We start from the raw sequence: 19,708 nt of genomic DNA on the forward strand, positions 1-19,708 counted from the left end.
GCGAGAGTTCACCGACTGGTGCCCGTCCAACGTGTCACCTGAGGCGAGTGAGCATCCATTTTATGCACGTCCTCACCGTAGTCTTGAGAATGCTATCAAGGCTTCTGGTCCCGATGGACGACTCGGAGATGGCCCAGCAAGCGCTCAAGTACGCTCTCGAGAACCATCCCGAGGCGGAGATCACGGTCTTGCATGTCGAGGGCGGACCGTCCCTGATGGGGGGAGCAGCCACGGCACTCGCTCTCGAAGAGGACCCGGAAGCGGCCGCCGAAGAGCACTCGAAGGCGGTATTCGAGAACGCCCGGGAACTCGCCGCCGAGTACGATGTCGACATTACCACCGAAGTTCAGATGGGTCATCCGGCCCGGGCGATCCTGAACAGGGCCGACGACTTCGATGCAATCGTACTCGGCAGCCACAGCGGTTCGTTAGTCGATCGGCTAATCGTCGGGAACGTCGCCCAGAAGGTGGTCCGACAGTCACCCATTCCGGTCGTCGTCGCCCGGTGAGTGGTCGGCGAGTAAGGCCGTTAGAGAGACGTGCCTCGGAGTCCCCAAGAAACGATTACACACTTGTCTACCGCTATCTGTACCAACCAAATTCAGTTTCCGATAAGATCGAACCCGATGGCCGACTCGCGCCCTGTGGCAGCAGAACGCTGAGAACATATCACCGGTTGAGGATTTCAACAGAGCCGACTAGGTTCATCTCAACACCGGCGGTCGATCTGCGAGAGGAGTGTGTTGGATCGGTCTACTAGCGGCCCATGAGTCCCAGTACCCGTCTGCGAACGTCATCAGCCGAGTCGAATACCTGGTCTTCGGTTCCGGAGAGTACGCCTTCGAGGGATCTCTCTCCGTCCCGTGTTTCGAGCGCATAATCGCCATAGGCCTCGACCAACGCGTCCGTCGTGACTGGGTAGTCGTGAGATCCGAGTGCTCCATCGAGATCACCAAGCCGGCCGCGGGGGTCATCGCCCACCGGCTCCTTCTCGTCGCAGCGGGTCCGGGCCTCCTCAACCCCACGCTCACGCTGGCGTTCGTCCTCGCGATCCGCCTAGTCGTCTCACCCCCGTCTGTCATCTGCCATACACCTCGGTAGCGGGCCCAGGCGGATAACGGGAGGGCTGCCTATTAGCGAGCCCCCTCGAACACACCGTACAATCCCCCGTCTCCGTGTCGATCTACGAAAGCGACTCCCGACCAGCGACCCCGGCGAAGGGGTATCTGCAGGAGACGCGTGCTCGTCTGTCCGTCGATATCGAGCCGATTACCCGCCGAGCCACCAGCCATAGAGCTGTACCTGCTCGTCAGTGTCGGGATGCTTCTTCGAGTCGCCGTAGGTCTTCCCCTTGAGGAGTTGGCGTTCGACCGCGTTCGCGGCGAGTCGAAGGGCGTGAGAGCCACCGTACCCTTCGCCATCGGCCGTGAAGTAGCCGCGGTCGGTGACCAGTCGGATCCGCGCCAGTACCAGTGGAACCCCCCGCGATTGTTCCTTGTGCTCCTGCAGTTCGATACTGGCCTTGATCACACTCATCTCGCCGTACTTCGAGGTCGTGTCCTCGATCAGTGTTGAGACGTCGTCGTAGTTCATCCCCTCCAGCAGCTCGAGTCCGAACACCTGCACGGGGTTCCGGTCCTCGCGCTCCCAGGTGAGCGCCTCGATGACGTCCGTCTTCGTGATGATCCCGACTGGCTCACCGGTCCCGTCGGCCGTGACGACGAGCGAGGAGATCTCCCGCTCGAACATCGTCTCGACGACCTCGTCGAGCGGAGCGCTCCGCTCGACCGTCGCGACGGTATCGGACATCAGGTTCCGTATCGGGAGATCGAGCATTCGGTCTGAATCGCCCTCGCGCGCCCCGAACCCGCCACGATTCTGTCCGCCACCGCCGCGGCCACCGAAGCCACTCGACGACCCGCCCTGACTCTTGCTGCCGCCCCGCGTCGTGAACTCGATGACGTCGTACAGGCTCAGCATGCCCGCGAGGTCGTCCCCGTCGACGACCGGGAGATGGGCGATTCCGGCCTCTCGAAGCAGATTGAGGGCTTTCCCGATCGTGGTTTCGGGGGTCGCACTGACCAATTCCGCCGTGTACGCGTCGTCGACGGTCGCTGCGTCGAGAAACGGACGGACAGCCTCAAGCACGGCATCGCCAGTCACCACACCGACGACACGGTCATCACGAAGTACGGGGAGCGTTTTGGCGCCGCTCCCGATCATGAGTCGCGCGACCTCGCGGACGTCCTCGGTGCGGTCGACCGTCGGGAGGTGCTGTACCTGTGAGCCGACCTTCGCAGAGGGCTGGTTGGACGAGGAGGCCAGCTGTTGGCGGCTGACGACACCGCGATACTCGTCGCCGTCCGTTACGACGACGGCATCGAGTTCCTGATCCTCGAACGCCCCGGCGACCTTCGAGAGCGGTGTGCCGATGTCGAACTCGGTGAAATTCGGCGAGAGTATCTCGGAGATATCCATGAGTAACTCTCTAGTGAGAGGGGTCCAGGACGGTTATACCTGTCCCATACCTGATATTTGGGGAATGGACACACTATTCGGGACCGAACGGTCAATAGTGAGTCGTCCGCACCATCAAGCCTAGCCATGTAACCGGGCAGGCACCGCCCCGTCCCTCCGAGTGAACGGTCACCGGAATTTGTGCTGTGAATCGAAAGTGCTGCGGGAGGAACTGAATTACTAATTCGACGGAAGTTGAGTGGTTCGACTACAGAAGGGCCCTCATTTCGCTCAGCCCGTACAGCGTCCAGTTACCATCTACGTCGTCAACGAGTCCATCGACGAATCCCCTTTTCGAGAACAACGCGAATTCCTCCTCGCGCGTGTCCGGCCCCCATCGAACACGCTCGGCTTTCTCGCGGAGCTGCGAAACGAGGGCCGGTCCAACCGGCTCGCTCGTCCATTTACATTCCGCGAACAGAATCCGGTCGGCGTCCGGGGCGAGCCCGACGATGTCGATCTCGTCTTCCCCGTACCACCACCGTCCGACCTCGGAATACGACTCGAGGTGGCCACGACGGATCGCTTCCCAGACGGTCTCTCGACAGACGTCCTCGAAGGTCGTTGCGACGTGGGCGGGGAGATTCGGCTCGATCGTTCCGTCGTAGACGACGTCGGGGGCTTCTTGGATGCTGGAGCGATTCGGTTCGACGAAGCGGAACCAGAACCGGAGGAACTCGTCGGCCACGTGGTATCGCGATCGCTTGGACTGTTTTGCAGACGCCGTCACGGGCACTTCGCGGTCGATCAACCGCAGTCGGCGGAGGGTCAGGAGGTACTTCGACAGCGGCCCGGAATCGATGCCGGTCGCTCCCGAGATCTCGTTGGGCGTCGTGTGTCCGGTTGCGATCGCCTCGAGAATACTCATGTATCTCGCGGGGTTCCGTAACTCAGTGCGGAGGAGGAATTCGGGTTCGTTGTAGAGGACTGCCGTCGGGGAGAGAATCTGCGTCCGGATGTTCTTTTCGAGCGGGAGGTCGTAGTCGAAGAGGGTGAGATACATCGGGGTGCCGCCCGTGACCGCAAACGACCGGATCGCGTTCTCGATATCGTAGTCGATGACAGCCTGGGACTGCCGAAACGAAAACGGCTGCACGTCGATCTGGCCCGTACGACGACCATACAGCGGGCTCTCGTGACCGAGCACCTCCGACTCCATCGTGCTCACGCTCGAGCCACACAGTACAAGCATCGACTCGGTCTCCCGGAGCTGCTCATCGACGAACGACTGGAGATACGACGGGAGGGAGTCGTTTTCCTCCACGAGGTAGGGGAACTCGTCGATGGCGACGACGATCCGTTCGGCCGCAAGTTTCTCGCCGAGGTACTCGAGGGCCTGGTCCCAGCCGTCGATACGGGGAACGCGGTCGTCGAAGTGGTCAGCGACTTTCTCGACGAACTTCTCGCGCTGCCGGTCCTCGGCTTCCTGGGCCGCTAGGAAGTAGATGTGTGGTCGATCAGTACAGAATTCTTTGAGGAGTTCGGTTTTCCCGACGCGACGCCGACCATAGACCACGTAGAAGTCGTGGTCCGGAGACGCGAACGCCGTGTCGAGGGCGTCGAGTTCTTCCGCGCGATCGTAAAAGGTCATACTCTCGATAATGATTACTGCGATAATGACTTATATCTTCCTCCGGGCTCTCCGCCACCCCGAATTCATAAGTTGCTGATGGCATTGTACTCCCCTTACGTTCGCTCAGATCCTTGCCAGACGCCACTCGTCCAACAGCGAGCGCCAGGCTGATTCTGGGTCGATCGGTTCCAGCGACACAGTCGGTTTATCGCGGCCCCTCAATACGCCCTCATCGAGACCCCCTAGATCGTCCGCCTCACAGTCTCCAAGGGGAATCATTCGACACTCGAACAGAAGCCTGCAGCGTTCACCGGAACTCCTAGATGTCGGAGCTATCAGAAAGCCGAAATCGGCTGCGAAGGACAGTTCGAAGCGATCTGCGGCGTTCGAAGCACACTTTCGCAACGTTCGCCACACCGACGTCGCCCACGGATACGCGAGGACCACCGACGATCCGCCGTCGATCCGAACAGCCGGCGACCGACCGGCCCATTACGCCGCCCGGAGCGGCGTCAGCCGTCGACTGCGCCGAGCACCACGTCGCGAGCCGCCGCCTCCGACAGCGGCTCCTCGCGGTCGACCGCGGCGGCACGGATCGCCTCAAGTCCCCGGTCGACCCGCTCGTCCGTCGGGTCGACGCCGGCGTCGTCGAGCATCGCACGAACCGCCCCCCGACCCGTTCCGGCGCCGAACAACAACTCGCGACTGGCGCCGTAGCGCGTCGGGTCGAACCCCTCGTACGCCGCGGGGTCGCGCAGCATCGCCGCGGTGTGGAGTCCACTCTCGTGGCGGTGAACCGCCGTCCCGATCACGGGCGTCGTCGGGTCGATCGACACCCCGAGCGCCTCGTGCACGCGGCGGCATACGGGCGTCAGCTGCTCGTGGTCGATGTCGAACGCCTCGCCGTGTTCCGCGAGGAGGACGGCGACGGCCTCGAGCGGCGCGTTGCCGGCTCGTTCTCCGATCCCCCCGACGGTGGCGTCGACGCTGTCGGCGCCGGCCTCGACGCCCGCCTTCGCGTTCGCCGCGCCGACGCCCATGTCGTCGTGCGGATGGATGGCGACCCCGGCGGCGCCGGCGACCGTCTCGACCACGCCGGCGACCGTCCCGCGGACGCTCGCCGGGTCCCCGGCGCCCGTCGTGTCGGCGAGCGTGATGTGGTCGACGCCCGCGTCGACGGCCGCAGCCGCGTAACTGTCGAGGGCGGCCCCCTCCGCACGGATCGCGTCCATCAGGGTGACCCCCACGTCGACCCCGCCGTCGACCGCCCGTTCGATCGCGTCGACCATCATCGCCTCCGCCTCCGACTGGGACTTGCCGAGCGCGTGCTCCAGTTGGACGGCCGAACTCGTGATGATCACCTCGACCTCGTCGGGGTCGACCGCGAGGGCGGCTTCGACGTCCGCGGGCACCGAGCGTGCGAGCGCGGCCGTCCGCAGTCCGCGGTCCTCGGCCGCCCGGTACCACGACTCGCGGGGCGTCGCCCGCGGGAACGATAGTTCGATCCGCTCGACGCCCAGCGTCGCCAGCGCGTCGATGACCGCTCGGCCCTCTTCGTCGCTGATGTCCAACCCTGGAACCTGCGACCCCTCGCGCAGGGTGAGGTCCTTGAGCCCGGTCATCGCTGCCTCCGAGCGCCCGCAGCCGACCGAGGATCGGTTCCCGGGGTCGGGCGCGGCGGCTCGCCGTCCGTCCGTCTGCCGCTGGCGTCAGTCGGCGTCACTACCGTCGTCGTACCGCGTTGTGGAACAAAACTCTATGCTCGACCGCGGTAGCCGGTGTCGCCGATGCGGTACGCAGACCGCCGACGGGAGCTACCGACGCCGGCGCCGATGTGCGTGACCACTTCCGCTCCGCTTGGCGGACCCTTACCCCGCTGCCTCGACAAGCGGTGAGCCATGCCGGCGGCGACCACCGACCCCCCGACCGACCGTGACGAACTGAACGACGAGCAGGCCCGCCTCGTCGACGCCGCGCTGTCGGCGGACGCGGGGTTGTTCGTCCAGGCGTCCGTTCCGGGGTCGGGGAAGACGTACGCGGCCAGTCGCCTGTGTGCCGGACACGCGATCGAGCGTGCCGCCGCGGGCGACCCGCGACCGCTGGCCGGGCTGGTCGTCGCCGCGTTCAATCGCGAGGCCGCCAACGATCTCGTCCCCGAGATCGTCGAGTGGATCCGGTGGGTCGTGGCGACCGACGCGACGACGGCGGCAGCCTCACTCGACGAGGCGGACGCCGAGGCGCTCGTCACTGCGGTGCGACGCTCGGGGACGATCGGGACGATCGACGCGCTCCTCCAGCGGGTGTTCGACGACGTCGCCGTCGAACTCGGGTTCGACCCGGCGGTGACGGTCGCCGACGACCACGTCGCGAGTCGGCTCCACGCGAGCGCGTTCGAAACCGTCGGCGACGACCCGGAGGTGGCCGACGCGGTCGCCCGACTCGACGCGGCCTATCCCGGCGACGACGGCGGCCCCAGCGAGCTCGCGACGGTCCTCGAGAACCTCCACAAGGCGGCACGCGATCGCCGGTGGGGCGCCGACGAGGTCGGGAAGCGACTCCGGGCGGGCCGGCGCGCGTGTTACCCGGACGGCCCCGCCGAGTCGCTCGCGGACGTCGAGCGAGACCTGCGGCGGTTCGACGACGCCACGGCGGGCCTCTCGGCTGAAGACCTCCACTGCGAGGAGGAGTCGCTGTGTGCGGCCGACCGACGGCTCTACCGCGAGTGGGGTGCCCGGATCGGCGACCTCGTCCGCGTGTACCGTTCGTACGCCGCCGCCTACGACCGCCACAGCCGCGAAACCGACACGGTGACCCACGACGACCGTGCCTACTGGGTGGCGCGCTACTTCGACGACCCCGAGTGTGCCCACCGGCACGGCGACGCCGATCACGCGCTCGTCGCGGCCCGCCGCGAGCGCCTTCGACGGCGGTGGCGCTCGCGGGTCGACCTCCTCGTCGTCGACGAGGCACAGGACGTCTCCGCGGGCCAACACGCCGCCCTCGCGCCGCTCGTCGGCGCGGACACGCGCGTCGTCCTCTACGGGGATCCGTTCCAGAGCATCTACACGTGGCGCAACGCCAGCCCGACGCTGTTCGGCGAGGCCGTCGCCGACGGGTCGTACCTCGGTCGCGAGTGGGACACCCACGAGGTCGTCACCGCGACGACCACCTACCGCCAGCGGCCCGCGCTCACACGGACGGTCAACGCTACCTTCGGCCCGGCGTTGACCGACGAACGCCGCGGCGTCGCGCCCACGGTCGAGAGCGACTACGAGCACCTCGACCCCGACCGGTCGACGGCCGACCCGCCCGCGCTCCACGTGCCGACGTTCGACCCGCGGGGCACCGCACCGAAGGCCGCCGAGTGGCACGCCAACGAGGGCGACTCCGGCTGCGCGGACGCGCTCGCGGACTACGTCCGCGGCGCGGTCGCCGGCGGGCAGTTCGGCGACCCCGACGACGCGACGCCGGTGCAAGTGCTGTTCCGGAGCCGGACGTACATGGACCTCGCTCGGGCGACGTTCGAGGGGCAGGGGTTGTCCGTCGGCGCCGAGCGCGACGTGTTCGCCGCCCCGTACGTCCGCGCGGCCGTCGCGCTCCTCCGGTGGCTCGTGGATCCGACCGACCCGAGTCGAACCGAACACCTGCTGACCGCCTCGGCGTTCGCCCCCGAGCGGGACTCCGCGACAGCGCGCGGAACGCTCGCGGACACGGTCTCCGAATACGACTGGGACCTCGTCGCGGCGGCGACGGCGCCGGATGAGCCGAACGACCTGCTCGCGGCGGTGGCCGACCTCGCCGACGACCGTGCCGAGCGGCGCCGGTGTTCCGCGGGCGAACTCGCCCGCCGGGTCTGTCGACTGTTGGACCCGCACCACGACCCGCTCGACGTCCAGCCCGACGCCACCCCGTCGCTGCGGTGTCGCCTCCGCGACGAACTCGTCGACGTGGCCGCGTCGCTCGACGCTCCGAACGTGCCGCTCCGCTCGGTCGTCGCCGGCCTCCGGTCGATGGCCGACGACCCGGGCGACGCGCGACGCCTCGACGTCGAGTCGGACGCACACGACGTCGTCTTTCGAACCGTCCACGACGCGAAGGGCGACGAAGCGCCCGTCGTCGCGCTCGCGGACCACGGGCGCGACACCCGCGCCGTGGGCCTCCACAAGCAGACGGTGATCGCACACGGCGACACGCTCGCGGTGCGGCCGCCCGCGCTCGGCGACCCCGGGAGCGCGGCGACCCACTCGTTGGGTGCCTACGACGGGGGCCTGATCGGGTCGAGCGAGTCGCCGCGGAACACCCGGACGAACGGGCTTCGGTGGGCGACCGGTCGCCTGCGGGCGGACGACGCGACCGGCACGACGTTCGCCGGGCCGCCCGAGTTCGCCGCGGTCGCGGCGGCGAAGCGCGCCGAGGAGTGGCGCCTCGGGTACGTCGCCGCGACGCGGGCACGCGACCACCTCGTCGTGCCCGTCGACGGCACCGCGGATCGCGACCCGACGCGGTCGTGGGCGCACGCACTCGCCGCCGCGCTGGACGTGGACGCGCTGGCCGAACGGGAGACGACGAGCGTCGATGTCGACGGCGGCCCCGTCGCCGTGGCCGTGGACGACCTGCCCGGTCTCGGACCGGTCGCCGACCACCCGCCCTGGGAGTCGTCGACCGCCGCCCCACACGGCACACAGCCGAGGAGCCTCCGGGCGGCCGACGAGCGCGTGTGGCTCCCCCGGTTCCTCAACCCGAGCACGTTCCGACCGCTCGCGGATGACCACGACCGGCACGTCCTCGACCACCTCCGACACGGTCAGGTGGACACCGGGACGCGGCGCATCGACCCGGATCTCCCGCTCCCCTTCGAGACCGTGGCACCCGGACGCGTGGGCCGGATCGCCCACGACGCCGTCGCGAGCGTCGTCCGCAAGGGGCTGTGGGCGGGCGCACTGCGGGACGGCTCCCCGGCGGTCGACGACAGCGTGGCGTGGGCCTGTCGTCGCTACGAACGGGAGTTCGAGCCGATCCCGGCGGCGGAGCGCGAACGGATCGTCTCGTACGTCACCTCGACGGTCATGCCACAGTTCGCCGACGCGGGGGTGTTCCGCCGGGTCGCCCGCGCCGACGCGGTCCACGTCGAGGAGCCGGTGGAGACCGTCGTCCGCGTCGACGGCGTCGACCTCGAGGTCCGCGGACAGGCCGACTTCGTGTTGCGGACCGGCGACGAGTGGTCGATCGAGGAGCTGAAGATCGCGTTCAATCGCGGGGGTGAGCGGACCGACGAGCGCTACCACACCCAGTTGGCAACGTATCGGTGGGTGCTCGCACGACAGGAGGGCATCGACCCGACGGCCGTCGGCGCGCGGGTGACCCACCTCGGGGAACGCCGCGGCGAGGTGACGTCGGTGGACGACCGGTTGGACGACGAGCACGTGCGGGAGTTGCTCGCGACGCTGGGGCCCGACACGGAGTAGGAGGACCGCACCCGCTGCCGCCTCACTGTTTGCCGAGGCGACCCGGCGTCCCCGCGAGAGACTCGGGGGTCCCGATCAGACCGTCGGCAGCCGAGCGACGCCGCCGTCGTCGCGAAAGGAGACGAACAGCCGCTCGCCGTCGGTCCACGTCCCCAGTCGACTGTAGTCGTGCTCGAAGGACCACCGCGGTCGCCCGTCGGCCGCGTCGAGCGCCCGGATCCGGTGGTCGCTCCCGACGACGACGAGTCCCCCGACGCGGAGGTGCGTCTCGACGGTCCCCCCGATATGGACGTCCGTCGTCCGTGTCCAGCGCCGCGTCCCGTCGTGGTCGAAGCGGTCCACGCGGACGACGATCCCCCCGTCGGGCACGTCGACGGAACTCGCCACGACCACGCCGTCCGGGCCGGGGAGCACTCGCTCGATCTCGTATCCCGGCGAGCGACGCCACCGAACCTCGCCGGTCGCGCCGTCGAGCGCGACGACGGCGTCGTCGTCCCCCCGCTCGACGCGGGCGTACAGGTCGCCGTCGAAGCGGAGTCCGACGCCGAACGAGTCGCGGACCGGATCCGCGAGCGTCGTCTCCCATCGGAGCGTGCCGTCGGCGATCGAGCGGACACGCACCACCTCGTCGGCGGCGATCGCCACTCGGTCGCCGTCGGTCGCGACGTAGGCGTACTGGGGCTCCGCCTCCCACCGGATCGAGCCGTCGGCGGTGTCGAGGGCCGCGATGCTCGGCTTCGCTCCCGGCGCCTGGATCGGGACGACGAGCACCGACGGCGTCAGACCGGGGAACCGGAACGTCCGCACGGCCCGGCGGAAGCGCGTCGTCCCGGAGCCGGGATCGATCCCGCGTGCCGTGTCCGAGCTCGGGTCGAACGCGAGCAGGAGCGACCCGGCACGCCGGAGGTGGCCGCGGCTGTGGCGCCCCTCGATGCGCCAAGCCTCGTCGCCGCCGGCGTCGACGGCGTACAGGTCCCCGTCCGTGCTGTGGACGAACACCCGCGAGCCGTCCGCGGCGACGGCCGGTCGCGCCTCGATCGGACCGCCGGTCGCGAAGCGGTAGCGCGCGTCCCCGCTCTCGGCGTCGAACGCGTGGAGCGATCGGTCCCCCGCCCCGACGAACACCGCGTCGTCGGTGCCGACGGGGGCGCTGGCGCCGTGGCCGCCGGCGAGCGACCGGCGCCACAGCGGCGTGGCGGCGACACCGGCGTCGAGGTCGACGCTGCTACACCCAGCGACCGCGAGCGACCCGGCCGTGCCGACCGCCGCGAGCAGCCGCCGCCGCGACAAGTGGCGTCCGCCGCCGCCGTCGTCGGTCCCCTCACGCATCGGCGTACACCTCCGGCGCGAGTTTGCTCAGTCCGTACTCCTGCCCGAGGTACACGTCGCCGCCGGCGACGGCCAGCCAGGTGACCCGGCCGCCGTCGACGCCGGCGTCGAGGTCGACCGACCGAACCGGCGACCCGTCGCGGCTGTGCACCGTCAACACCGTCGGCGTGTGCGGGAGCGCGCCGGCCCGTCCGCGGATCCGGTGGCTGCCGCCGGCGAGCGTCACGAGTTTGTCGTCGACCCGGAAGGGGCCGTGCGTGACGGCGTTTGGTACCTCGTCGGCCCACACCTGCTCGCCGGTGTCACGGTCCAACGCCCGGAGGTGGTAGTCGGCGCCGCCCACGTAGACGCGCTCCAGCGTCGTCAGCGGCGGTGCGAACACGGTGTTGCGAAGCGGTGCCGTCCAGCGAACCGCGCCGTCGGTGGCGTCGACAGCGAGCAGTCGTTCGCCCGGCGTCCCCACGTACGCGGTGTCGTCGGCGACGCCGACGGCCGAGGGGGCGCCGTCGGTGTCGGTACGCCACTCGACGTCCCCGTCGAGGGAGACGCCCACCAGTCGTCCGTCCACCGTCGGCGTGACGATGCGGTCGGCGGCGACGCCGGGGGTACCGGCGATCGAGGCGTCGAACTCGTGGGTGAACACCGGCGCGGCGTCCGAGCGTGCGACCGCTTCCAGCCGGTCGGGGACGTCGTCTTCGGTCCCCGAGATCGGGAGCACGACACGCTCGCCGTGGACGACGGGCGCGAAGTCGGTGACGCCCGGGTCCGCCTCGTTGATCGGGCCGATCCCGCTGTTCCAGACGGTCTCGCCCGTGGTGACGTCGACGGCAGTGGCGAAGCCGGCTTTCGAGTACGCGTACGCGCGCGTCCCGGCGACCGTGACCGGCGACTTGCGCCCCTTCCGCGCGGTCACCTCCCACACCGACTCGCCCGTTTCGGCGTCCAGTTTCGCGACCAAGGGGTGGTCGAAGAACTCGCTGTTCGATCCCACGATGAGGCTGCCGTCTCGGGCCGCGGCAACCGAGGACGGCCGCCGGAGTTCCGCGTGCCACGTCCGTTCGACCGGGAAGTCGTCGGCGCCGCCGAAGCCGGCGCAGCCGCTCACGCCGACGGCGAGCGCCGGTAGCGCTCGCAACGCGGCACGGCGCGTGATGGAGGGCATTCGGCGGCGGTTGACGAGGGGCTCCAATCAGTCTTTTCATCGACCGGGACGGTCGATCCGCAGATCCGCGGCGTGGCCCCGACGGCGAGCAGGGGCCGCTCGAAGCGGCCCGGACCGGGTCGTCCCCGCGACGGTACCGCACCGCGCCCCGACGACACACGATCCGCCCGGGCGCCGACGCTCCCCGCGCACCGAACAGGCTTAGTCGCTGTACCAGAAGACGACGGACACGTATCAGATGGCAGTCCTAGACGACCTCTCCGGGTTCGAGTTCGAAGATCTCATGGAGGACGTGTTCCGCACCCTCGGCTACGAGAACGTCCACCAAGCGTCGAAGACCGCCGACGAGGGGCGGGACGTCCTGATGGAGGAGGTCGTCGACGGGAGCCGCCGCGGTGTCGTCGTCGAGTGCAAGCACACCGAGACCGTCGGCCGCCCGGTCGTTCAGAAACTGCACTCGGCGGTCGCGACATACGACTTCGCGGGCGCGAAGCGGGGGATCGTCGTCACCACCGGGCGATTCACCGAGCCCGCACGCGAGTACGTCGAACGGCTCGACACGAGCGGCGACCCCTACCCGATCGAACTGATCGACGGGACCGACCTGCGTTCGATCGCCGACGAGATCGGCCTCGACCTGTACAACGGCCGCATCGAGATCCTCTGCTCCGAGGCGCTTCGACCGTACGACCCCGCCGCCTCCGTCCGGGCCCCCGTCGAGGAAGCGTTCGGCGAGATCGACAACCTCGACGTGGGTCAACTCCCCGAACCGCACTCGCGGGTCTCGTTCCGCCCGGTCGTGACGGTCACCGCGGACACGAACGCCGTCTTCGAGACGTCGGTCGGCGTCGTCCACCGGATCGACGACCGAACTCGGTTCGTCGTGCACGCGGACCGCGGACGACCCACGGTCGCCGAGTCGTCCGTCGCCGACCTCGTCGTCAGGAACCGCGACACGACCGTCGACGTCGACGACGAACGGATCCGCGACGCCTTCGACGAGGTCGAGGAGCATCGGTTCGGGCAGACGCAAAGCGAGTACACGGAGTGGGCCGTCGACCGGCTCCGCGAACACCACACGACGACGGTGACCTACACCGGCGACAACAACGTCACGTACACCAAAGAGTGCGAGCCGTCCGGCTCGGACGTCACCGTGCGGTCGGTCGACCCGGTGTACCTCCCGGCGGTGCGCCACACCACCCACCTCGAGGAGTACACCTATCCGTTCGAGTACTTCGCCGCGGGCCCCTCCCGCGTCGCCACCGACGATCGGATCCGCGCCTGCGTCCACTGTGACACCGCCGGACGCGACGGGTCGTACACCTACTGCGCCAACTGCGGCGCGATCGCGTGTCCGAGCCACACGAGGACCGAACGGCTCGAGCAGGCGCCCGTCTGCACCGGCTGCGCGGTGACCGAGCGCTTCGCGTTGAAGACGAAGTACTTCTACGACGAGGAGAACCGCGAGTCGTTCCGCGAGCAGTACGCCGACATGCCGATCCACCGGAAGGCGATGGAGAACACGTGGCTCGTCGCCGGGGGCGCCGTCGCAGCCGTGCTCACGCTCCTCGCGACGCTGGTCGTGGCGGGAGCGGTCTGACCGTCGCCGACGGGTGGGCCGGGGTCGCCGACTCGCCGTCCGGGCCGCAGTCCCGCGGCCGGTTTCGAGCGGTGCACGTCCAACAATAAAGTGCCTCGCCGCGGTGACGGACGTATGACCGACGACGAGATCGATGACGTCGACAGGGCGATCCTGTACGCGCTGCAGGAGGACGCTCGGAACATGTCGTCCGGGGACATCGCCGAACGGACCGGTACCTCCGACAGCACCGTCCGCAAGCGGATCCAGCGGCTGGAGTCCGACGGGGTGATCAAGGGGTACAGCGCCAACGTCGACTACCAGAAGTCGGGGTATCCGCTCCGGATGCTGCTGTACTGTACCGCCGTGATCTCCGAGCGCGGGGGGCTCGTCCACGACATCTTGGAGATCGACGGCGTCGTCTCCGTCCAGGAGCTGGTGACCGGCGAGAAGAACCTCCTCGTCACGGCCGTCGGCGAGTCCGACAACGACGTCACGCCCGTCGCGCAGGAACTCATCGACATGGGGCTCACCGTCGCCGACGAGGTACTGGTCCGGGCCCACGAGACGACGCCGTTCGGGAAGTTCGACACCAGAAACCGCGACGACGACGAGTCCTGAGGGGCGAGCCGGTCGAGCCAGTACCGATCCGGGAACCGACCGAAGAGAACCGGAACGATCCGGGATCGTCCCGTCTTCGCGGCTCCCCGTGTCTGATCGCCCGCCCGTGAGGGCCTCCACACCTGCGGCGCGTACACCGTGAGGAGCAACTCCCGTGGACGCGTCCCGCCCGCCGCAGAAACCATAACGTTCTTTGATTGTCTTCTTGCGAACGATTTGGGAATACAGGAAGGTTTAATAGACAATCAGTTCTCTGAAGCGCGTAGAGACGACCAATATCGGAATCCGAGTCGATCTCGGAGGCCCGGTACTTGGCGCCGATCGAAGCATACGATGACGGGACACAACTCGAAACCGACGGTCGGAGGGCTCTGGGACACGACGACGACGTCGTCGTCCGTTCCGGTCGCACTGACGTGGCTCGTGTGGTCACTGTTCGCTGCCAGCATCGTCGCCCTCGCGGCCCGAGTCCGGTTCGAAGGCGTGTGGGAGATCCCCGGCCTCGTCGCGGTCGACGGGCTGACCGTCCTGATGTGGGTGGTCGTCACCTTCTTCAGCGGCATCGTCCACAGCTACTCCCGGCGCTACATGGCGGGCAGCGCCCACCAGACCGCCTTCTTCGCCACGGTGTTCGGGTTCACCCTCGTCGTGATGGGACTCGTCGCCGCCGACAGCGTCGTCCTGTTCGGGCTGTTGTGGCTCGCGATGGGTCTGCTGATGGCGAAGCTCATCGGGATCGTCGACGGCTGGACACAGGCACAAGAGGCCGCGTCGGTCGCCCGGCGGTACTTCCTCGCCAGCGGCGCGCTGCTCGGCGTGTCGTTGGCGGCGCTGTGGTGGGCGACCGGAGCGACGACGATCTCGGGGATAGCGGCGGCGGCGGGGACGCTCGGCGGGCCGGTGTGGCTCCTCGCGGCCGCGTCGCTGGTGCTCGTGGCGATGGTCCAGTCGGCGCTCGTCCCGTTCCACGGGTGGCTGCTCTCGTCGATGACCGCGCCGACCCCGGCCTCGGCGCTGATGCACGCCGGCTTCGTGAACGCGGGCGGCATCCTGTTGGTCCGGTTCGCGCCCGTCGTCACCGTCGACCCCGGACTCATGCTCGCGGTGGTCGCCGTCGGCGGGGCCAGCGCCATCGCCGGGAAGCTCCTGAAGTCGGTGCAGACGGACGTCAAAGGGAAACTCGGCTGCTCGACGGTCGGCCAGATGGGCTTCATGATCATGCAGGCCGGGCTCGGGTTCTTCGGCGCCGCCATCACCCACCTCATCCTGCACGGGTTCTACAAGGCCTACCAGTTCCTCTCGTCCGGGGGACGGATCGAGCGCACCGAGCCGGCCGAGGGGACCCCCCACACGGTCGGCCCCGTGACCAGCGCCGTCGGCTTCGCGGCGATGCTGCTGACCGGGCTGGGCGGCGGCGTGTTGTTCGCGGCGCTGACCGGGAAGGGGACCGCGGTCGACGCCGGCCTGCTGCTCACCTTCTTCGTCGTGTTGACGACGCTCCACGCGGCCCGCAGCGCGGTCCACACCACGTCGCTGTCGGCGACGGCCCGCTACGGCGCGGTTCCGCTGGTGTTCTTCCCGGCGATCGTGGTGTACGCGGTCGTCTACGAGGCGGTGGCGGGGCTCCTCGCGGGGCTCCCCGTGGTCACGGCGCCGACCGAGCTCACCGTGCTCCACGCGGCCATCGCGGTCGGCTTCGTCGGCATCTACGTCGCGATCGAGACGGGGGTGCACGAGCGCAGTCGGCGGCTGTACGTACTGTTGTTGAACGCCAGCCAGCCCGCGGCAGCCACCCTCCAGACGTCCGCCGAGGAGTACAATGAGTACTGAATCCACCATCCACGACAGCATCGAGGCGGCAGCGACCAGCGTCAACTCCACGTGGCCGATCCACTCGTTCGTGACGGCCAACCCCCTCGCGGGGTTCGAGGACTTGCCGTTCGAGGAGGCCGTCTCGCGGGCCGCCGGCCTGCTTGGTGGCCACGGGTACCCCTCCGCGGAGACGTTCCGGAAGGCGCTCGACCGGGGGCAGATCGACCCCGAACGCCTCGAGGCGGAGCTGGCGGAGGCCGGCTTCGAGGGCGACCCCGAGGCACACCTCGCGCGGATCGCCGAGGCACGGACCGCGGCCGAGCGCGGCCCCGACACCCCGGCGGACCGCGTCGACCGGATCCTCGTCAAGTGGCTGTCGGCGTTCCTCGACGAGGGCAGCGCCCACTGGTCGATGCCGAACCGGGAGGCGGGCTTTTACGCGGCGTTCCGCGGGATGGCCGGCCACGACGGCACCATCCCGGACGAGGGTGTCGTCACGGCGTTGCCCGAGAGCCCGATCGAGACGATCACGACCGTGCTCGAGCCGTACCCGGAGGGCCAGTGGCCCGCCGTGTTCGAGGCACAGCTGGCCGCCCTCCCGGGGTGGACGGGGGTGATCAAACAGCGTATCGAGGAGGGTGGCTCGTGGCAGTCGACGTACCCCGTCTCCCTGGAGGGGTACCTCGCCGTGCGCCTCGCGCTGGCGGACGCGCTGGGCGTCGATCTGACCCCCGACCGCGACGCCCCCGAATCCGACCCCGCCGACGAACTCGCCGGGGCGTTCCTCCGGGCGTGGGAAGCGACCTACCGTGACGAACTCGTCGGCGCGGTCGCCGACGAGGCCGCGTCGATGGCGGACGCGGACGCGGGCGGTCGCCCGGACGCCCAACTGGTGTTCTGTATCGACACCCGGTCGGAGGTCATTCGCCGCCACATCGAGGCGGTCGGCGACTACGAGACCTACGGCTACGCCGGATTCTTCGGGATCCCGATGGAGTACCAGGAGTACGACTCGGACGTGTGGGTCAAGGCGTGTCCGCCGATCCTCGACCCGCAACACCGGATCCCCGACTTCCCGACCGACGCCGAGACGAAGGCGAACCACGACCGGTGGTGGAGCGTCCGCGAGGCCGCCGACGAGGTCATCGAGTCGCTGGAGGCCAACGCGGCCACGGCCTACGGGTTCGTCGAGAGCGCGGGGAGCGGCTACGGGCTCGCGCTCGCCGCCCGCACGCTCGTCCCCGGCCGCGTCCACGACTGGGTCGACGCCCTCCGCGCGTCGGTGCCCGACGAGGAGGAGTTCTGCGACCCGGTGGTCCACCACCAGCACACCTACTCCGGCGACCTGCCGGTGGGACTGACCGACGACGAGAAGGTGGAGTACGCGGCCACCGCCTTCGAGCTCATGGGGTGGGAGACGTTCGGCCGCCTCGTGGTGTTCACCGGTCACGCCAGCGAGACCGCCAACAACCCCTACGCGGCGAGTCTGGACTGTGGTGCCTGCGCCGGGAACCCCGGCGGACCGAGCGCGCGCGTCCTCGCGGCGATCTGTAACGACGACGACGTCAGGACGGCGCTCCGCGACCGCGGGTTCGACATCCCCGAGGACACGCTGTTCGTCGCCGGCGAGCACAACACGACGACCGACGAGGTGGAGCTGTTCGGGGACGTCCCCGAGAGCCACGCGGCGGACCTCGCGCGCCTGCGGGCGGACCTCGAGACCGCCCGCGAGACCGCGACCGCCGAGCGCGCCGAGACGATGGACGCGGACGCCGACAGCGGCGTCCGGGAGACGCAGCGCCGTGCGGCCGACTGGGCCGAGACCCGCCCCGAGTGGGGGCTGGCCGGCAACGCCGGGTTCGTCGTCGGACCACGCGCCCTGACGAGCGGACTCGACCTCGACGGGCGCTCGTTCCTCCACTCGTACGACTGGGCGACCGACCCCGACGGCGACGCCCTCGAGGCGATCCTCACCGGCCCGATGGTCGTCACGCAGTGGATCAACAGCCAGTACTACTTCTCGACGGTCGACAACGCCGTCTACGGCAGCGGCTCGAAGGTGACCCACAACCCCGTCGGGAACATCGGCGTCTACCAGGGCAACGGCGGGGACCTGATGACCGGGCTCCCCCTCCAGTCGCTGCTGGCCGCCGACGACGAGCCGTACCACCAGCCGCTTCGCCTCTCGACGGTCGTCCACGCGCCCGTCGACCGGGTCACCGACGTGTTGACCGCGCACGAGGCGTTGGCCCAACTGCTGGACAACGAGTGGCTCTCCCTGACGGTCGTCGACCCGACCGAGGACAACCGCGCCTTCCGCTACGACGGCGGTCTCGAGTGGACCCCGGCGTTCGAACCGGCCGCCGCGCGCGTCGAGACGCCGGACCCCGCCGTGGCCGACGACTGACCTCGTCGGGCCGTCGGATCGACCGCCCGGGCGTCGGTCCGGGAAGCGGCGGTTTAAGTACGGGAGCCGTGAAAGGGGCCCGATGCGAGGCTACACCGTCGCTCGGATCTGGGGCATCCCGATCCGGATCAACACGTCCTTACTCGTCTTTCTCCCGATCCTCGCGTACCTGATCGGAAGCGGCCAACAGATCGAACTGTACGCGGGGCTGCTCGCCGGCTTCAGCGGCGTCGGCTTCGACCTCGCGACGCTGCGCGCCGGGACGACCCCGTGGACGATCGGGGTCGTCGCGGCGGTCGGTCTGTTCGTCAGTGTGCTGCTCCACGAGCTCGGCCACTCGTGGGCGGCGATGCGGTACGGCATCGAGATCGAGTCGATCACGCTGTGGATCCTCGGCGGACTGGCGTCGCTGAAGACGTTGCCCAAGGAGTGGAACCGCGAGCTGTGGATCGCCGTCGCCGGCCCCGCCGTGAGCGTCCTCCTCGGGGTCGTCTGCTACGTCGGGATGGTGCTCACGCCCGCGTCGCTCGCGGTGCCGCGGTTCCTGCTCGGCTATCTGGCGATCACGAACGTCGTCCTCACCGTGTTCAATCTGCTCCCGGCGTTCCCGATGGACGGCGGCCGCGTGTTCCGGGCGCTGTTGGCCCGGACCCGGCCGTACGGCACCGCCACCAGACTGGCCGCCCGCGTCGGCGTCGTGTTCGCGTTCCTGTTCGGCATCGTCGGCGTCTTCACCTTCCAGATCATCCTCGTCCTGCTGGCGTGGTTCATCTACAGCGCCGCGACGACGGAGTCGCGGACGGTCCTGCTCGACGAACTCCTCGACGGGATCTCCGTCGGCGACATCATGACCCGCGACCCGCCCACCGTCTCCGGCGACACCACCGTCGAGGCGTTCGGCCGGCAACTCCTCAGCGACCGCCAGCCGGTCCACCTCGTCGTCGACGACGACGGGGCCCCGCTGGGCGTCGTCACGCTGGAGTCGTTCAAACGCGTCGAGGGGCGCGACCGCGCCACGGTCACGCTGTCGGAGGTCGCACAGGAGCTGTCGCGCATCGACGCCGACGCGGACGCGTTCGACACCCTCGCACAGCTCAGCGCCGGCGGCACGACCCGCGCGCTCGTCGAGGACGACGGACGGCTCGTCGGCGTGCTCTCGGAGAGCGACTACGCGAGCGCCATCACGATCCGCCGCGGGTTCCGTTCGGCGTCGGTGTAAGCCGGCGGCAGCGTAGGTGAG

At 69.2% G+C, this 19,708-nt stretch carries 13 protein-coding genes; 8 read left to right on the forward strand and 5 right to left on the reverse strand.

Features of this window, described 5'->3' with window-relative positions; translation table 11 throughout:
- Nucleotides 1-89 precede the first annotated feature (89 nt).
- Nucleotides 90-509 carry a universal stress protein gene (locus tag P0R35_RS15800; protein WP_284014889.1) on the forward strand — a complete coding sequence of 140 codons (420 nt, stop codon included), beginning with the start codon at nucleotides 90-92 and terminating at the stop codon, nucleotides 507-509.
- Between the two features lie 229 nt (nucleotides 510-738).
- Nucleotides 739-1,101 carry a hypothetical protein gene (locus tag P0R35_RS15805; RefSeq protein WP_284014731.1) on the forward strand — a complete coding sequence of 121 codons (363 nt, stop codon included), beginning with the start codon at nucleotides 739-741 and terminating at the stop codon, nucleotides 1,099-1,101.
- A 168-nt stretch (nucleotides 1,102-1,269) separates the two neighbouring features.
- Here the strand turns inward: P0R35_RS15805 and P0R35_RS15810 are convergent, their stop codons facing one another.
- The 3 genes from P0R35_RS15810 to P0R35_RS15820 form a co-directional block, all read right to left on the reverse strand.
- Nucleotides 1,270-2,478 carry a CBS domain-containing protein gene (locus P0R35_RS15810; protein ID WP_284014732.1) on the reverse strand — a complete coding sequence of 403 codons (1,209 nt, stop codon included), beginning with the start codon at nucleotides 2,476-2,478 and terminating at the stop codon, nucleotides 1,270-1,272.
- A 247-nt stretch (nucleotides 2,479-2,725) separates the two neighbouring features.
- Entirely contained in the window at nucleotides 2,726-4,108 is a 1,383-nt protein-coding gene (locus tag P0R35_RS15815) for an ATP-binding protein (RefSeq protein WP_284014733.1), read from the reverse strand.
- A gap of 494 nt (nucleotides 4,109-4,602) precedes the next feature.
- A complete protein-coding gene (locus tag P0R35_RS15820) occupies nucleotides 4,603-5,712 on the reverse strand; it encodes a LeuA family protein (protein WP_284014734.1) in 1,110 nt (369 codons plus the stop codon).
- 276 nt (nucleotides 5,713-5,988) lie between these two features.
- Between P0R35_RS15820 and P0R35_RS15825 the strand changes: the two genes are divergently transcribed.
- A complete protein-coding gene (locus P0R35_RS15825; protein WP_284014735.1) occupies nucleotides 5,989-9,555 on the forward strand; it encodes a UvrD-helicase domain-containing protein in 3,567 nt (1,188 codons plus the stop codon).
- A 75-nt stretch (nucleotides 9,556-9,630) separates the two neighbouring features.
- Here P0R35_RS15825 and P0R35_RS15830 read toward each other — a convergent pair whose 3' ends face one another.
- Entirely contained in the window at nucleotides 9,631-10,884 is a 1,254-nt protein-coding gene (locus P0R35_RS15830) for an outer membrane protein assembly factor BamB family protein (RefSeq protein ID WP_284014736.1), read from the reverse strand.
- Nucleotides 10,877-12,046: an outer membrane protein assembly factor BamB family protein gene (locus P0R35_RS15835; RefSeq protein WP_284014737.1), complete on the reverse strand. Its 1,170-nt coding sequence runs from the start codon at nucleotides 12,044-12,046 to the stop codon at nucleotides 10,877-10,879. Before P0R35_RS15835 ends, P0R35_RS15830 begins: the two co-directional genes overlap by 8 nt.
- A gap of 238 nt (nucleotides 12,047-12,284) precedes the next feature.
- Here P0R35_RS15835 and P0R35_RS15840 point away from each other — a divergent pair, with 238 nt between their 5' ends.
- The 5 genes from P0R35_RS15840 to P0R35_RS15860 all read left to right on the forward strand — a co-directional run bounded on the left by P0R35_RS15840 (nucleotide 12,285) and on the right by P0R35_RS15860 (nucleotide 19,687).
- Nucleotides 12,285-13,649, forward strand: a complete 1,365-nt coding sequence (locus P0R35_RS15840) for a restriction endonuclease (protein WP_284014738.1) — start codon at nucleotides 12,285-12,287, stop codon at nucleotides 13,647-13,649.
- Nucleotides 13,650-13,763: 114 nt separating this feature from the next.
- On the forward strand, nucleotides 13,764-14,249 hold the full coding sequence (locus P0R35_RS15845) for an Lrp/AsnC family transcriptional regulator (RefSeq protein ID WP_284014739.1): 486 nt from the start codon (nucleotides 13,764-13,766) through the stop codon (nucleotides 14,247-14,249).
- Nucleotides 14,250-14,582: 333 nt separating this feature from the next.
- A complete protein-coding gene (locus tag P0R35_RS15850) occupies nucleotides 14,583-16,079 on the forward strand; it encodes a proton-conducting transporter transmembrane domain-containing protein (RefSeq protein ID WP_284014740.1) in 1,497 nt (498 codons plus the stop codon).
- Nucleotides 16,069-18,468: a DUF2309 domain-containing protein gene (locus tag P0R35_RS15855; RefSeq protein ID WP_284014741.1), complete on the forward strand. Its 2,400-nt coding sequence runs from the start codon at nucleotides 16,069-16,071 to the stop codon at nucleotides 18,466-18,468. The genes P0R35_RS15850 and P0R35_RS15855 overlap by 11 nt, the downstream gene beginning before the upstream one ends.
- Nucleotides 18,469-18,550: 82 nt before the next feature.
- Nucleotides 18,551-19,687 carry a site-2 protease family protein gene (locus P0R35_RS15860; protein WP_284014742.1) on the forward strand — a complete coding sequence of 379 codons (1,137 nt, stop codon included), beginning with the start codon at nucleotides 18,551-18,553 and terminating at the stop codon, nucleotides 19,685-19,687.
- The last annotated feature ends 21 nt before the right edge of the window (nucleotides 19,688-19,708 follow it).

Source organism: Halobaculum litoreum, assembly GCF_030127125.1.
Classification (GTDB): domain Archaea; phylum Halobacteriota; class Halobacteria; order Halobacteriales; family Haloferacaceae; genus Halobaculum; species Halobaculum litoreum.

What these genes read in the sequence shown, in the direction of transcription:
- P0R35_RS15800 (WP_284014889.1), top strand. Translation starts at nt 90, where the DNA reads ATGCTATCAAGGCTTCTGGTCCCGATGGACGACTCGGAGATGGCCCAG.
- P0R35_RS15810 (WP_284014732.1), bottom strand. Translation starts at nt 2,478, where the DNA reads ATGGATATCTCCGAGATACTCTCGCCGAATTTCACCGAGTTCGACATC.
- P0R35_RS15815 (WP_284014733.1), bottom strand. Translation starts at nt 4,108, where the DNA reads ATGACCTTTTACGATCGCGCGGAAGAACTCGACGCCCTCGACACGGCG.
- P0R35_RS15820 (WP_284014734.1), bottom strand. Translation starts at nt 5,712, where the DNA reads ATGACCGGGCTCAAGGACCTCACCCTGCGCGAGGGGTCGCAGGTTCCA.
- P0R35_RS15825 (WP_284014735.1), top strand. Translation starts at nt 5,989, where the DNA reads ATGCCGGCGGCGACCACCGACCCCCCGACCGACCGTGACGAACTGAAC.
- P0R35_RS15830 (WP_284014736.1), bottom strand. Translation starts at nt 10,884, where the DNA reads ATGCGTGAGGGGACCGACGACGGCGGCGGCGGACGCCACTTGTCGCGG.
- P0R35_RS15835 (WP_284014737.1), bottom strand. Translation starts at nt 12,046, where the DNA reads ATGCCCTCCATCACGCGCCGTGCCGCGTTGCGAGCGCTACCGGCGCTC.
- P0R35_RS15840 (WP_284014738.1), top strand. Translation starts at nt 12,285, where the DNA reads ATGGCAGTCCTAGACGACCTCTCCGGGTTCGAGTTCGAAGATCTCATG.
- P0R35_RS15845 (WP_284014739.1), top strand. Translation starts at nt 13,764, where the DNA reads ATGACCGACGACGAGATCGATGACGTCGACAGGGCGATCCTGTACGCG.
- P0R35_RS15850 (WP_284014740.1), top strand. Translation starts at nt 14,583, where the DNA reads ATGACGGGACACAACTCGAAACCGACGGTCGGAGGGCTCTGGGACACG.
- P0R35_RS15855 (WP_284014741.1), top strand. Translation starts at nt 16,069, where the DNA reads ATGAGTACTGAATCCACCATCCACGACAGCATCGAGGCGGCAGCGACC.
- P0R35_RS15860 (WP_284014742.1), top strand. Translation starts at nt 18,551, where the DNA reads ATGCGAGGCTACACCGTCGCTCGGATCTGGGGCATCCCGATCCGGATC.